This window comes from Streptomyces sp. NPDC050759, assembly GCF_044456945.1.
GTDB lineage: Bacteria > Actinomycetota > Actinomycetes > Streptomycetales > Streptomycetaceae > Streptomyces.
The window spans coordinates 173,688-187,560 of the sequence record NZ_JBITGI010000009.1; the positions used below are offsets into that span (position 1 = coordinate 173,688).

A 13,873-nucleotide genomic window follows, 5' to 3' on the forward strand; every position below is an offset into this window, starting at 1 on the left:
CCTCAAACGCCGGAGGGGCTGAAATTCAGCCCCTCCCGCTCTATCGGCCGGCCTCCTTCGACACCAACGCCACCGCCTCGTCCACGTCGTCCGTCACGTGGAACAGCAGCAGGTCCTTCTCCGACGCCTTGCCCTGGGCGATCAGGGTGTTCTTGAGCCAGTCGACCAGTCCGCCCCAGTACTCACTGCCGAAGAGCACGATCGGGAAGCGGGTGACCTTCTGGGTCTGGACCAGCGTCAACGCCTCGAACAGCTCGTCCAGGGTGCCGAGTCCGCCCGGCAGGACCACGAAACCCTGCGCGTACTTCACGAACATCATCTTGCGGACGAAGAAGTAGCGGAAGTTGAGGCCGATGTCGACGTAGGGGTTGAGCCCCTGCTCGAAGGGGAGCTCGATGCCGAGTCCGACGGAGGTGCCGTTCGCCTCGCAGGCACCCTTGTTGGCCGCCTCCATGGCGCCGGGGCCGCCGCCGGTGATGACGGCGAAGCCGGCCTCCACCAGGCCCCGGCCGAGCCGCACGCCCGCCTCGTACTCCGGAGAGTCCGCAGGCGTCCGTGCGGAGCCGAACACGCTGATGGCGGGCGGGAGTTCGGCGAGCGTGCCGAAGCCCTCGATGAACTCCGACTGGATGCGCAGAACGCGCCAGGGGTCGGTGTGGACCCAGTCCGAGGGGCCGCCCGCGTCCAGCAGGCGCTGGTCGGTCGTGCTCGCCGTGACCTGTCCCCGCCTGCGGAGGACAGGTCCCAGGCGCTGCTCCTCCGGCGGCTGCTTCTTGCCCTCGGGGTTCCCGGTAGCCATGTGCGCTCCCTCCGCTTGCCTGGTCTTTCCGTCTCAGCGTAGGTCTACGCGGGTTACGGAGGGGGGACGTACGCGTGTCCGCCATGAAGCGCCACGGCGCAGACGGGTGTCACGACGTCAGCCATGCCCTCAGCTTCCCTTCCGCCTCCGGGATCAGCGACGCCTTCACCCGCTCGTCCACCTTGTGCGCGAGCAGCGGCTGACCGGGGCTGTAGTTCACCGCGGGCACGCCGAGCGCGCTGAAGCGGGACACGTCCGTCCAGCCGAACTTGGGGCGGGCGACGCCCCCGACCGCCGCCATGAAGGCCTGGGCGACGGGGTGGGTGAGGCCGGGGCGGGCGCCGCCGGTGTGGTCGTCGACGGTGAACTCGTCGACCCCGCAGTCCGCGAAGAAGTCCCGCACGAAGGCCTCCGCCTCGGCCTCGCTGCGGTCCGGGGCGTAACGGAAGTTGACCGTGAGCGTGCAGGAGTCGGGGATGACGTTCGTGGCCACGCCGCCCTCCACCCGCACCGCGTTGAGACCCTCGTGGAACTCGAGACCGTCCACCACCGGCCTGCGCGGCTCGTAGGCCGCCAGCTTCGCGAGGGCGGGGGCGGCCTTGTGGATCGCGTTGGACCCCATCCACGCGCGCGCGGAGTGCGCCCGCTCTCCCCTGAACGTCAGCAGCACCCGCAGGGTTCCCTGGCAGCCGCCCTCGACCTGGTTGTCCGTCGGCTCCAGCAGGACCGCGAAGTCGCCCTCGAGCCACTCGGGGTGGGCCTCGGCCACATGTCCCAGGCCGTTGAGGTGGGCCGCGACCTCTTCGTTGTCGTAGAAGATGAAGGTGAGGTCGCGGTTGGGCTCGGGGACCGTCGCCGCGATCCGCAGCTGGACCGCGACCCCGGACTTCATGTCGCAGGTGCCGCAGCCCCACAGGTAGCCCTCGTCGTCGAGGCGGGAGGGCACGTTGCCCGCGATGGGGACCGTGTCGATGTGGCCGGCGAGGATGACGCGTTCCGGACGGCCGAGGTTCGTGCGCGCGACGACGTTGTTGCCGTGGCGGTCGACGCTCAGGTGCGGCAGGGCGCGCAGGGCGGTCTCGATCGCGTCCGCCAGAGGCTTCTCGGTGCCGCTCTCGGAGGGGAAGTCGACGAGCTGCGCGGTGAGCTGAGCTGCGTCCAGCGAAAGGTCAAGAGGGGTGTCGGCCATGCGACCGACCCTAACGCCCCGCTCTCCGCGCCCACTGTCCACATCCGGCGCGGACGTCTCAGTACTCTCCAGTATCTTGTCCGGATGCCAGAGCCGTTGCCCTCCACTCGCAAGCGCCGTGGCCGCCTCCTCCGCTTCGGGGCGTCCCTCGTGGTCCTGTGCGCGGTCGCCGGTTACCTCGTGGTGCAGTACGTCACCGGAGGCACCGACGGGCCGCGCTGCACCGTCGTCTCCGGCAGGGCGGACGGGCCGTCGTACGAGTTCACACCCGAGCAGGCGGTGAACGCGGCGACGATCACCGCCGTCGGCACCGGGCGCGGGCTGCCGGAGCGGGCCGTGGCGATCGCGCTCGCCACCGCGCTCCAGGAGTCGGGGCTGCGCAACATCGCGCACGGCGACCGTGACTCGCTCGGGCTGTTCCAGCAGCGGCCCTCGCAGGGCTGGGGCACCCCGCGGGAGATCCTGGATCCGACGTACGCGGCGGGCGAGTTCTACAAGCACCTGGTCAAGGTGCGGGGCTACCAGGACCTCCCGCTGACCGTCGCCGCCCAGCGCGTGCAGCGCAGCGGCTATCCGGAGGCGTACGCCAAGCACGAGCCGGACGCCACCCTGCTCGCCGCAGCCCTCACCGGCACCTCCGCGGCCACCCTCACCTGTGACGGCCGCCCGGACACCACCCAGGCCGCCCAGGCCACCGCCACGGGCCCGGACGCGGTGCGGTCGGCTCTCGTACGGGACTTCGGGCGGGACGCGCTGGAGACGACCGCCGCGGAGGTGGGCGGCAAGGCCTCGCCGAGCCCGGCCCCCACCTCGGGCGACGGGCGCACCGTGACCCTGCCCGTGCGGGGGGACACCGGCCCGGGTTCCGGCCGCAGCCTCGGGGAACGCGGCTGGCAGCTCGCCCACTGGGCCGTCGCCAACTCCTCCGCGCTGCGCATCGAGCGCGTCTCCTACGCCGGGCGGCAGTGGACGGCCGGGACCACGGACAGCGAGTGGCGTACGGCGGCCGGCGGGGGCGGCACGGGCTCGGTACGGATACTGACGGCACGGTAGTTCGGAAGATCGCCCGGAAGGGTCACATCCGCCCGCTGTCGGAGCGGGTGTGCGCAGGTTTTCGTCACGTCACCCCCGTATCCGCAAGAACCCTTGAGTCCACAGGGCTGCAACGATTCGGCCGACTTTCAGACCGGAAGCCTTTTGCCCGTTTTTATCCGCAGGTGATAATGCGACGCATTGCCAACTCTTTACGTTGGCCCTCCGCAACCTTCGACGGCTTCGAGCGGTAATCACGGCGTCCTAGCAACGTTTCCTCCGTCGAAGGAGCAACATGTCCCTCCCCCTGACCCGCAGGATCGCCCGTGCCGCGCTGCTCGTGGCTGCGGGAGCGGCAGCCGGGGTCGGTGCGGCCGGCGCCGCCAGTGCGGCCCCCGCGCAGCCGACGGCCACCCCGAACCTCGGTGGGCTGACCGCTCTGGACGGGGCGAACGTCGGCAACACGGTGGACGGCGCGGCGCAGAACCTGACCGGGACCGCGGCCAAGACCGGTGGCAAGACGGTCGAGAAGGCGGTGCCGTCCGCGGGCAAGGCCGTGAAGAAGGTGGCCCCGGTCGCGCAGAAGGCGGCGGGCGAGGCCGCCGGTTCCGCCGGGGGCCTCCTCGGGCAGACCGCGTCCGGCGCGACGAAGGGCGGCCTGCCGACCGGCGCCCTCGCCAAGGGCGGCGTGCCGGCGGCGGGCACCCTGCCGGTGAAGGGCCTTCCGCTCGGCTAGTACCTCGCGCATACGGCGAAGGGGCCCGGGAACGCCATCCCGGGCCCCTTCGCCGTATGCCTGCGTCGCCGTATGCCCGCGCCCCTACGCCAGGCGCTCGACCGCCGACCGCACCCGCTCGTCCGTCGCCGTCAGCGCGACGCGGACGAACTTCTCGCCCGCCTCGCCGTAGAAGTCGCCCGGGGCCACCAGGATGCCCAGGTCGGCCAGGTGGGCGACCGTCGACCAGCAGGACTCGTCCCGTGTGGCCCAGAGGTAGAGGCTGGCCTCACTGTGCTCGATGCGGAAGCCGTGGGACCGCAGCGCCTCGCGCAGCAGGGTGCGGCGGGCCAGGTAGCGCTCGCGCTGTTCGTGGACGTGGGTGTCGTCGCCCAGGGCCGCCACGACCGCGGCCTGGGTCGGCGCCGGGGTCATCATGCCGCCGTGCTTGCGGATCTCCAGGAGGGGCGCCAGGACGGCCGGGTCGCCCGCCAGGAAGGCCGCGCGGTAGCCGGCGAGGTTGGACCGCTTCGACAGCGAGTGCACGGCCACGAGGCCGTCGTAGGAGCCGCCGTTGACGTCCGGGTGCAGGACCGAGACCGGGTCGGCCTCCCAGCCGAGCTCCAGGTAGCACTCGTCGGAGAAGATCAGGATGCCGTGGGACCGGGCCCAGGCGACGATCCTCGTCAGCTCCTCCTTCGACAGCACCCTGCCGGTCGGGTTCGACGGCGAGTTCAGCCACAGGAGCTTCAGGCCCGCCGGGTCCAGCTCGGTGGGGTCGTCGTAGACCTCGTACTCGGCGCGGGCCAGGCGGGCGCCGACCTCGTACGTCGGGTAGGCCAGGCGCGGGTAGGCGACCCGGTCGCCGGGGCCGAGGCCCAGCTGGGTGGGGAGCCAGGCGACGAGTTCCTTGGAGCCGACGATCGGCAGGACGTGGCGGTGGGTGACCTCGCGGGCGCCCAGGCGCCGCCCGACCCAGCCGGTGATCGCGTCACGCAGCGCCGGGGTGCCCCAGACCGTCGGGTATCCCGGGGAGTCCGCCGCGTCGATCAGGGCCTTCTGGACGAGATCGGGAACCGGGTCGACGGGGGTGCCGACCGACAGGTCGACGATGCCTCCGGGGTGCGCGGCCGCCGTCTTCTTGTACGGCTCCAGCTTGTCCCAGGGGAAGGTGGGAAGGCGGTCGGAGACTGCGGACACGGCTTTCGGGCTCACTTTCGGGTCGTACGGCAAACGCCTCGGCCCCGCACGGCCGCGATCAGGCCGTACGGGACCGAGGCGGCACGAGGTGCGGGCCGCTGATGCGGATGACTATGCCTGCGGCGGCAGCGCGGCGATGAACGGGTGGTCCCGCTCGATCAGACCCAGCTTGCTGGCGCCGCCGGGCGAGCCGAGCTCGTCGAAGAACTCGACGTTCGCCTTGTAGTAGTCCTTCCACTCGTCCGGAGTGTCGTCCTCGTAGAAGATCGCCTCGACCGGGCAGACCGGCTCACAGGCACCGCAGTCGACGCATTCGTCCGGGTGGATGTACAAGGACCGGGAGCCCTCGTAGATGCAGTCGACCGGGCACTCCTCGATGCAGGCCTTGTCCTTCACGTCGACACAAGGCTGCGCGATGACGTAGGTCACGCTGTCGTTCCTCCTCCATGCTGGCGGGCCTCTTCAGGCTCCGCCGCCTCGCGCGCGGGAGCGCGGCGTCGTCGATGCCCGCCCCTAGTATCTCCGTTCCTGGGCATGATCCGAACAGGAGGGGTGAACTGACCTGTGGAAATCTCCGCCGCGGGACGTCTCGTCGTCCGTATCTCCGCAGCTGACGTGGGCAAACGGGTTTCCGTGCGGCGCATGGACGAAACCGGCGGCACGCGGCAGAACTTCACCGACACGGTGGGTGTTCTCACATCATGGGACGACGGTGTGCTGATGATCACGCGCCGGGACGGCGAGCGCGTCCGCATTCCGGAATCCGCGCTGGTCGCGGGCAAGGTCGTGCCCGCCGAACCCGCTCGCCGCCGGGGCCAGGCCGCCTCGTACGAGGAACTGGCTCGGATCACCGCGCGCGGCTGGCGGCCGGTGGAGAGCGAGCGGCTCGGCGAGTGGGAGCTGCGGGCCGCCTCCGGGTTCACCCGCCGCGCCAACTCCGTCCTCCCACTCGGCGACCCCGGCCTGCCGCTCGACGAGGCCCTGACCGCCGTACGACGGTGGTACGGCGACCGCGGTCTGCCGGCGTACATCCAGACCGCGACCGGCGCCGCGGGCACCCAGGAGGCGCTGTGCGCGGAGCTGGAGGCGCGGGGCTGGGCGCGGGAGGTGACGGCGGAGTTGTGGACCGGGGCGCTGGCGCCGGTCGCCGACCGGGAGAGTGCGGGTGTCGTGCTGTCCCGGGAGGCCGACGCGGACTGGCTGGCGCGCTATCAGCGCAAGGGGGTGAGCGAGGTGGCGCTGCGGGTGCTGAACAGCGGGCCGTCGGTGTGGTTCGCCACCGTCCCCGGTGAGGACGCGCCAGCCGCGATCGGACGGTGTGTCGTCGACGGGCGGTGGGCCGGGTTCGCCGCGGTCGAGGTGGATCCTTCGCTACGGCGCCGGGGGCTGGCCTCCACCGTGATGGCGGCGCTGGCCCGGCGGGCGCTCGACGAGGGGGCGTCGGCCGCGTGGCTGCAGGTCGAGTCGGACAACGCCGGTGCCCGGGCCCTGTACGACGGCATGGGGTTCGCCGCGCACCACGCCTACCACCACTACCGCGAGCCGGACGTCTCCGGCGAGGCGCGGTAGTAGCGATCGCCGTGAAAGGGCACGAGCCAGCTATGCGTCCCCCGTTTCCGCCCCCGCCCGAACGTTCCGCCGAGCTCCGGAGGCGGTTCGCCGAAGAGGCGCGGTCCGAGCGGCCGGATCTGTCCGCGCTGTGTCTGCTCGTCGGGGCGCAGGCGGACAAGACACTCGACGAGACCGGCATCGACGCGGCCCAGATCGAACTCGACCGGCTGGCCGGGCAGTTGCCGTTCCGGCCGGGTGGGCCGCGGTCGTGGGCGGTGTCACTGCGGGAGCTGCTCGGGGACCGGTGCGGGTTCCGTGGCGCGCCGGTGGACTACCAGCGGCTGGAGTCCTCGCTGCTGCACGAGGTGCTGCGGCGGCGCAGGGGACTGCCGATCCTGCTGTCCGTGGTGTGGATGGAGGTGGCCCGGCGGGCGGGGGCCCCGGTGTACGGAGTGGCGCTGCCGGGGCATTTCGTGGTCGGGTTCGGGCCGCCTCAGGAGCAGGTGCTGGCCGATCCCTTCGACGGGGGGCGGGTGCTGAGCGGCGGCGACGCGGAGTTGCTGGTCGCCGGGTCGACGGGGGGTTCGCTGGATCCGTCGATGTTGAGTCCGGCGGATCCGTTGGACGTGGTCCAGAGGATTCTCAACAACGTCCGTGCGTGGGCCGCGGCTCGGCCGGAGCGCTCGGATGTGGGCCTGTGGGCCGTGGAGTTGGCCTTGCTCTTGCCCTCGCATCCGGCCCGCCTGCGTTACGAGCGGGCGCAGTTGCTCGTGCAGCGGGGTGACTTCGTCGAGGGGGCCGGGGAGTTGGAGGCGTATGCGGGGGTGGTGGCCGCGGTGGACGAGGCCGCGGCGGCCAAGGTGCGACAGCAGGCTCATGCCGCGCGAGCGATGTTGAACTGAGGCCGTCCTGGCGCCTACCGGTCCGTTGTGGCTGGTCGCGCAGTTCCCCCCCCCGCCCCTGAGTGGGTCACAGCCAGCCCTTCTCCCTTGCCACGCGGACTGCCTCGGCCCTATTTCTCACCGCCAGCTTCTGTATCGCCGTGGAGAGGTAGTTGCGGACCGTGCCCTGGGACAGGTGGAGGGTCTGCGCCAACTCCGCGTTCGTGGAGCCGTCGGCCGCCGCTCTGAGGACCTCTCGCTCCCTGTCCGTCAGCGGGTTCGCGCCCTCCGCCAGCGCCGCTGCCGCCAGGGTGGGGTCGATGACCCGCTCCCCCGCCAGTACCTTGCGTACCGCCTCGGCCAGTTGGGACGCGGGGGCATCCTTGACGAGGAAGGCGTCGGCGCCCGATTCCATCGCGCTGCGGAGATAGCCGGGGCGGCCGAAGGTCGTGAGGATGACCAGCTTGACCGCCGGGAGTTCCTTGTGGAGTTGGGCCGCCGCCTCGATGCCCGTCGCGCCCGGCATCTCGATGTCCATGAGGGCCACGTCGATGTCGTGGGCGCGGGCCGCCGCCAGGACCTCGTCGCCGCGGGCCACTTGGGCGACGACCTCGATGTCGTCCTCCAGGCCGAGCAGGGCGGCCAGGGCCTCGCGGACCATCGACTGGTCCTCGGCGAGCAGGACCTTGATCGTGCGGCTCGTCATGAGGCGGATCCTACGTCGGCCGCGGAACCCGCGGGCACGCGGGCGACCAGGCGGAAGCCGTGCCGGGTGCCGGTGGTCTCCAGGGTGCCGCCGGCCTTCTCCAGACGCTCGGTGAGACCGGTCAGGCCGTTGCCCGGGCCACCGCCGGAGCCGCCGGAGCCGTCATCCTCGACGGAGAGTTCGAGCATGGGACCGTCGAGGGTCTGGCGGCGCAGCAGCTCCACCGTGCAGCGCCCGGCCCCGCTGTGCCTTACGACGTTGGTGACGGCCTCGCGCAGCGCCCACGCGAGGGTCGACTCGCTCTCCTCGGGGACGCCGTCGAGGTCGGGTTCGGCGGGGAGCTGGGCCGTGACCCCGGCCGCGGTCAGGGCGACCTGGGCGCCCGCCAGTTCGGCGGCGAGGCGAGGGCGGCGGTAACCGGTGACGGCCTCGCGCACGTCCACCAGTGCCTGGCGGCTGACCTGCTCGATGTCGCTGACCTGCTGGGCGGCCTTGTCGGGATGGTCGGGCAGCATCCGGCCGGCGAGCTCGCTCTTCAGCGTGATCAGGGACAGGGAGTGACCGAGGAGGTCGTGCAGGTCACGGGCGAGACGCAGACGCTCCTCGTTCGCGGCCAGTTGGGCGACGGTCGCGCGGGCCTTGCGCAACTCCACGGTCGTCCGCACGAGTTGGCGAACGCCGGTCATGGAGTAGCCGACGAGCAGCACGACGAGGAACAGTCCCCAGGCCGAGTCCAGGTCGGTGCGCAGGCCCACCAGCATCAGCGAGAGGGTGGTCGCCGGAATCGCCCAGTATGCGGCCCGGAGCGGGAAGGTCACACCGCAGGCCACGGAGACGTACACGAACAGTCCGAGCCACGAGCCGCCGAGGCTCAGGGTCAAAACGACCGCGAGCAGCCAGAGCACGCCGACCAGGGCACAGACCAGCCGGCCGGGGAACGGGCGGCCCATGTTCCGGAAGACCAGCGCCAGATAGGTGCCTGTGAAGACCGTGAGGCCCGCCCAGCCCGCCGCGGTGGCCGAGCCGGTGTGGTGGCCGGCGGCCAGGTCGCGCACCGGTGAGCTGAGAAAGACCAGCCAGGGCACGATCCACACCAGCTTGCGTATGACCTCGGCCCGGTTGCGGGGCGGCCGGCCGATGCGCACCAGCCGCTCCGCACGCGCTTCCTCGTGGCCGCCCAGCTCGTCCGTCATCGCGCTCACGCCTTCAACGTGTCCTTCCGGTACAGCCAGGCCGCTCCGCCCGCGAACAGGGCGAAGGAGACGGCCAGGACGGCGATGTCCTGTGCGTGCGGAGCACGGCTCTGTTCGATGGCCTGCCCGAGGGCAGCGTACGCGTGCGTGGGCAGCCACTCGGCGATGTCCTGGAGCCACTGCGGGAAGGTCGTCGTCGGCATCCACAGGCCGCCCAGCATCGACAGTCCGAAGTAGGTGATCATCGTGATCGGGCGGACCGCGTCGCCGGTGGCGAGGTAGCCGATGGCCACGCCGAGCGCGGCGAAGACGAGGCTTCCGGCCCAGATCGCGCCGGTGAGCGCGAGCCACTGCCAGGCGTCCAGGCGTACGTCCTTCACGCTCGCGGCGACGACGAACACCACCACGATCGAGGGCAGGCTCACCACGGCCGCGCTCGCCGTCTTCGCGAGCACATAGCCGCGCCCCGGCAGCGGGGTCAGCCTCAACTGCCGTACCCAGCCGCCCTCGCGCTCCTTGGCGATGCGCTCGCTGTTGCCCATCAGGACGGCGGTCAGGGCGCCGAAGGAGGCCATCGAGACCATCATGTAGGTCGGCAGGGTCAGGCCCGTGCCGTCGACCTTCGACGTGCTGTCGGCGTTGCCCGCGATGAGCAGGAACAGCAGCGACGGGTACATCACGGAGAAGAACAGGAACTTGCGGTTGCGCAGGGCGCGGGTGAGTTCCAGCTTGATGAGGCTGTTCACTTCGACTTCGCCTCCTCGGCGGCGGTGATGGCGACGAAGGCCTGCTCCAGGCCGAGCCCGGCGACTTCGAGATTGCGGGGGTAGACGCCGAGGCCGTACAGGGCGTGGACGGTCGCGTCGGCGTCGGTGGACTGGATGCGGATCGTCTGGCCGCTGCCCGCGGCGGAGCCGCTTTTCGACACGGTGATGGAGGTGAGGAACGGCAGCTCCCGCAGGGGCGCCTCGTCGATCGTGCCCTCCAGGTCGAAGGCGATCCTGCGGGCGCCCGCCTTGGCCTTGATCTCGGCGGCCGTGCCGTCGGCCAGCAGGCGGCCCCGGTGCAGCACCAGCACCCGGTCGGCGATGGCGTCGGCCTCTTCGAGGTAGTGGGTGGCGAAGAGGACCGTACGGCCCTGGTCGGCCTGTTCGCGCATGGTGGCCCAGAAGGCCTGGCGGGTGGTGACGTCCATGCCGGTCGTGGGTTCGTCGAGGACGATCAGGTCGCTGTCGCCCGCGGTCGCGAGGGCGAAGCGGACGCGCTGGGCCTGGCCGCCGGAGAGCTTGTTGACCTTGCGGTCGGCTATCTGGGCGATGCCGGCGCGGGCGAGGACATCGTTCGCCTGGTACGGCTTGGGGTGCAGATCGCAGGCGAGCCGCACCAGTTCGGCGACCGTGACCTCGTCCATCAGCCCGCCGCTCTGCAGCATCGCGCCCACGCGTCCGGCGACGATCGCCTCACGCGGGGTGGTGCCGAAGAGCCGGACGCTGCCGCTGTCGGGCTGCTTGAGGCCGAGCAGCAGGTCGAGGGAGGTCGACTTGCCGGCGCCGTTGGGGCCGAGCAGCGCCACGGTCTCCCCCGGCCGCAGGGTCAGGGTCAGTCCGTCCACGGCGCGTACCTCGCCGTACGCCTTGCTCACCTGGTCGAACGCGACCACCGGGGCTGTCGTTGTCATACGGCCATGGTGGCCGCGCGGGTGCGGCCGCGGGCAGTGTCGGCCGTCCGGAGTGCCGCATGACAGATGTCATGTCGGGCGGCACTCCGGTGCGATTGTCGCGGGTCGGTCAGCTCGGGTTCGTGTCGATGACGCCGACGCGCTGGGCCGCCGTCTTGCCGCGCAGCGCCTTGCCCAGTGCGGAGGCCACGTCCTGCGGCAGGACGTCACGCTTCCCGCTCGCGCCGTTGATCTTCACGCCGTCGAAGGTGGCGCCGTACGCCTCTTTGAGCGCTTCGAGGTTGTACGTCTCCACGAGTTTGCCGTCGACCGCCTTGAAGCCGAGGATCTTCGGAAGCGACACGGAGCCGAACGGGATGCTGTGCTGCGCATCGGTCTGGATCGTGACGAGGCCGGACATCGCGGGCTCCGCGAACTCCTTCATCATCCGGTCGACCTCGGCGTTCGAGATGGACGGCTGCTTGGTGGTCGTCGGCAGCGTGACCGAGCCGGCGGTGCCGGTCTCCACCTGGGTGCGGTACGCGTCCTCGACCGCGGTGGTCGACTGGGCCACGTCGATGCCCTTGCCGGCCTTGCCGTAGACGGCGACGGCCTTGCCGTTGACGAACTTGATCGTGCCGTCGGTCGCCGAGCCGGCGCCGCCCGAGGCGTCCTCCAGGGCGGCCTGGAGCTTCTCCTCGTCGACCGGCATGACCGGGTCGACGACCCGGTGGTTGCCGAAGAGGGAGCCGATGACGGAGACCGGGTTGTAGTCGCTCTTCGCGGCCGCGGCGACCGTGGCCTGGTCGTCGAGCTGGAGCCCCGCCTGGTCCGGCTTGAGCGAGACGGTGTCGCCGCCGACCGACAGCTTCAGCGCCTCGTTGACGCGGTCGCCGAGGGCGTCGTCGAGCTTCTTGACGGCGTCGTCGCGGGTGCCGCCGCCGATGTCCACGCCGAGCACGGTGGTGCCCTTGGGCACGTCGGATCGGTTCATCAGGAGACCGGCGCCGTAGGCACCGACGCCGACGAGGACCACGGTGCCGCCGAGCAGGGCCAGCTTGCTGCGGCCCTTCTTTTTCTTCTTCTTCGACGCGGCGGCCGGAGCTTCCTGCGACCCGGTGTCGGGCAGTTTCGGGGGCGTACGGCCGTCGGTGCCCGGCCCGAAGGGGGCCTTCTGGGCGCCGGGCGGCACGACCGGGATACCGCTGGTGACGGTGTGCCCGGAGACGTTGTCGGGGTTGCCGAAGCCGGGGGCGCCCGGTTCGGGGGCCGGCTTCTGCGGGGTGAGGATCGCGGTGTCGTCGCTCAGACCGCCACCGGGGCCGAGGCCCGCGCCGGGGACGCCACCGGGGGTGGCGGCGCCGGGGCCGCCCGGGCGACCGAGGGTGCCGGGGCCGCCCTGGCCGGGCTGACCAGCCTGGCCGGCCTGACCGCCGGAGATGCCTGGGGCGCCGGGGCCGGCGATTCCGCCGGAGATTCCCGGGCCGCCGAGGGTGCCGGGAGCGCCCGGGGCACCGGGACCGCGTGTGCCGCCCGGGCCGCGGGAAGCGCCAGGGCCGCCGGGACCGCGTGCGCCACCCGGACCACCGGGTCCGCCTTGACCGCGTGCGCCACCCGGACCACCCGGGCCACCGGGTCCGCCCTGACCGCCGAAGCCGTCGGAACCGTTGAAGGACTCGCCGCCGAAGGACTCGGCCCCGGCGAAGGGGTCCGGTCCTGCGGGCGGCACGACCGGGCCGTCGCCGGTGACCGGGCCGCCGGTCGGTCCCGCGGGGCCCTGGGGTCCGCCCGGGCCGCCGGGGCCGTTCGGTCCGCCGAAACCACCGCCGTAGTCGATCTGGCCGCCCTGGCCGCCGTAGTCGATCTGGCCGTTCTGCCCGCCGGGGCCGCCGCCGGGACCACCCTGCGTGCCGAAGCCGCTCTGACCGTTCGGGCTGTCGTGACCGCCGGGGCCGCCGAACCCGCCGTGGCCGCTCAGGGCGTCCTGGCCGTTCTGGCCGCCGAATCCAGCCTGACCGTTCAGATCGTCATGGCTGCCCTGGCCGCCGTACCCGCCCTGGCCGTTCTCCCCGTTCGGGCCGCCGGAGCCGTTGCCGTTCGGCGCGAAGTACGGGAGGTCGTCGCGGCGGGGTTCGGTGCCGCGCGGGCCGGCGTTCAGGGCCTCGGTGACGTCGAAGGAGCCCGTGCCGCCGCCGTGGCCGGGAGCCACCGGGCCGCCGGTGGCGCCCGGGAGCCCGGCGCCGTTCGTCCCGCCGGAGCGGGAACCACCGGGCACACTCATGGAGCCGACCACACCACCGGGCCGACCGGTCCCGTGACGCGCACCGCCGGACCCGGCCGCGCCCGAGCCACCGTGCCGGGGACCGGACGCACCGGCACCCGGGCCCGCACCACCCGACGCACCGGCACCGGGCGCACCCGCACCCGAACCGCCCGGCAGACCCGCCCCGTTGGTGGCACCCTCGCCCGGACCGCCCTTGGCGGGGCCGGACTTGCGGGGCGCGAACCAGTCGCTCGCCTTCTCCTCGGCGGCGGGCGGCGCGGGATCGGCGGGCAGTTCGACGGTGCCCGTGGTCGAGGAGGGACTCGGCGCCGAGACCTGGGTCTCCTGGCCTCTGTCGCCGGAGTTCTCCGTCTCGCCGACGGGCTGACGCACGACGACCGGCGGAATGGGCCGCGATCCGGGGATGTTGATCCGGATCCGGGTCGTCAGCGTGGTCTCGGTCTTGCGTTCCTCCGGCCGCGCGGCCGAACGGCCCGCGTCCGGACCGCCGTCGGACACCTGGGGCGTCCCGTACGGCGGCGTGCCCGAGGGGTAGGCGGCTCCGCCGCGCCCGTTGGGCCCGGAGGACGGACTGTCAGTTTCACGACTCAAGGCAGGTTCTCCTGGTTGGCTCCACCGCCCGTTTCGACCTCAGTGCTTCGGGCGGCTCGGCGGCGCGCACCACCA

13 protein-coding genes are annotated in these 13,873 nt (G+C 72.2%); 4 read left to right on the top strand and 9 right to left on the bottom strand.

Going from position 1 to position 13,873, the window contains the following annotated elements; translation table 11 throughout:
- Positions 1-40: 40 nt before the first annotated feature.
- On the bottom strand, positions 41-799 hold the full coding sequence (locus ACIBJB_RS26285; protein WP_057610047.1) for a TIGR00730 family Rossman fold protein: 759 nt from the start codon (positions 797-799) through the stop codon (positions 41-43).
- A 109-nt stretch (positions 800-908) separates the two neighbouring features.
- Entirely contained in the window at positions 909-1,988 is a 1,080-nt protein-coding gene (gene dapE / locus ACIBJB_RS26290; protein WP_398933640.1) for a succinyl-diaminopimelate desuccinylase, read from the bottom strand.
- Positions 1,989-2,072: 84 nt separating this feature from the next.
- On the opposite strand from dapE, the gene ACIBJB_RS26295 reads away from it, so the two are divergent.
- Entirely contained in the window at positions 2,073-3,041 is a 969-nt protein-coding gene (locus tag ACIBJB_RS26295) for a heavy metal transporter (protein ID WP_398933642.1), read from the top strand.
- 274 nt (positions 3,042-3,315) lie between these two features.
- Positions 3,316-3,756: an ATP-binding protein gene (locus ACIBJB_RS26300; RefSeq protein WP_398933644.1), complete on the top strand. Its 441-nt coding sequence runs from the start codon at positions 3,316-3,318 to the stop codon at positions 3,754-3,756.
- Between the two features lie 84 nt (positions 3,757-3,840).
- Here the strand turns inward: ACIBJB_RS26300 and ACIBJB_RS26305 are convergent, their stop codons facing one another.
- Positions 3,841-4,935, bottom strand: coding sequence for a bifunctional succinyldiaminopimelate transaminase/glutamate-prephenate aminotransferase (locus ACIBJB_RS26305; protein ID WP_398933646.1), 1,095 nt, complete (start codon positions 4,933-4,935; stop codon positions 3,841-3,843).
- Positions 4,936-5,046: 111 nt separating this feature from the next.
- Positions 5,047-5,364 (bottom strand): ferredoxin, encoded by a 318-nt coding sequence (gene fdxA / locus ACIBJB_RS26310; RefSeq protein ID WP_007384503.1) that lies wholly within the window; start codon positions 5,362-5,364, stop codon positions 5,047-5,049.
- Between the two features lie 135 nt (positions 5,365-5,499).
- Here fdxA and ACIBJB_RS26315 point away from each other — a divergent pair, with 135 nt between their 5' ends.
- Both ACIBJB_RS26315 and ACIBJB_RS26320 read left to right on the top strand, forming a co-directional pair.
- Positions 5,500-6,504: a GNAT family N-acetyltransferase gene (locus ACIBJB_RS26315; RefSeq protein WP_398933648.1), complete on the top strand. Its 1,005-nt coding sequence runs from the start codon at positions 5,500-5,502 to the stop codon at positions 6,502-6,504.
- Between the two features lie 32 nt (positions 6,505-6,536).
- Positions 6,537-7,388 carry a transglutaminase-like domain-containing protein gene (locus tag ACIBJB_RS26320; RefSeq protein ID WP_398933650.1) on the top strand — a complete coding sequence of 284 codons (852 nt, stop codon included), beginning with the start codon at positions 6,537-6,539 and terminating at the stop codon, positions 7,386-7,388.
- A gap of 67 nt (positions 7,389-7,455) precedes the next feature.
- Here ACIBJB_RS26320 and ACIBJB_RS26325 read toward each other — a convergent pair whose 3' ends face one another.
- The 5 genes from ACIBJB_RS26325 to ACIBJB_RS26345 form a co-directional block, all read right to left on the bottom strand.
- Positions 7,456-8,073: a response regulator gene (locus ACIBJB_RS26325; RefSeq protein WP_398933652.1), complete on the bottom strand. Its 618-nt coding sequence runs from the start codon at positions 8,071-8,073 to the stop codon at positions 7,456-7,458.
- Positions 8,070-9,266, bottom strand: a complete 1,197-nt coding sequence (locus ACIBJB_RS26330) for a sensor histidine kinase (RefSeq protein ID WP_398934019.1) — start codon at positions 9,264-9,266, stop codon at positions 8,070-8,072. The genes ACIBJB_RS26325 and ACIBJB_RS26330 overlap by 4 nt, the downstream gene beginning before the upstream one ends.
- Before the next feature lie 5 nt (positions 9,267-9,271).
- On the bottom strand, positions 9,272-10,012 hold the full coding sequence (locus ACIBJB_RS26335; protein ID WP_398933655.1) for an ABC transporter permease: 741 nt from the start codon (positions 10,010-10,012) through the stop codon (positions 9,272-9,274).
- The gene (locus tag ACIBJB_RS26340) at positions 10,009-10,944 is read right to left on the bottom strand and encodes an ABC transporter ATP-binding protein (protein ID WP_398933658.1); all 936 of its coding nucleotides are present in this window, start codon (positions 10,942-10,944) and stop codon (positions 10,009-10,011) included. The genes ACIBJB_RS26335 and ACIBJB_RS26340 overlap by 4 nt, the downstream gene beginning before the upstream one ends.
- A gap of 109 nt (positions 10,945-11,053) precedes the next feature.
- On the bottom strand, positions 11,054-13,798 hold the full coding sequence (locus tag ACIBJB_RS26345; protein WP_398933660.1) for a hypothetical protein: 2,745 nt from the start codon (positions 13,796-13,798) through the stop codon (positions 11,054-11,056).
- Positions 13,799-13,873 lie beyond the last annotated feature (75 nt).

Coding starts and splice junctions, on each gene's coding strand:
- ACIBJB_RS26285 (WP_057610047.1), bottom strand. CDS start 799: ATGGCTACCGGGAACCCCGAGGGCAAGAAGCAGCCGCCGGAGGAGCAG.
- dapE (WP_398933640.1), bottom strand. CDS start 1,988: ATGGCCGACACCCCTCTTGACCTTTCGCTGGACGCAGCTCAGCTCACC.
- ACIBJB_RS26295 (WP_398933642.1), top strand. CDS start 2,073: ATGCCAGAGCCGTTGCCCTCCACTCGCAAGCGCCGTGGCCGCCTCCTC.
- ACIBJB_RS26300 (WP_398933644.1), top strand. CDS start 3,316: ATGTCCCTCCCCCTGACCCGCAGGATCGCCCGTGCCGCGCTGCTCGTG.
- ACIBJB_RS26320 (WP_398933650.1), top strand. CDS start 6,537: ATGCGTCCCCCGTTTCCGCCCCCGCCCGAACGTTCCGCCGAGCTCCGG.
- ACIBJB_RS26325 (WP_398933652.1), bottom strand. CDS start 8,073: ATGACGAGCCGCACGATCAAGGTCCTGCTCGCCGAGGACCAGTCGATG.
- ACIBJB_RS26330 (WP_398934019.1), bottom strand. CDS start 9,266: ATGACGGACGAGCTGGGCGGCCACGAGGAAGCGCGTGCGGAGCGGCTG.
- ACIBJB_RS26340 (WP_398933658.1), bottom strand. CDS start 10,944: ATGACAACGACAGCCCCGGTGGTCGCGTTCGACCAGGTGAGCAAGGCG.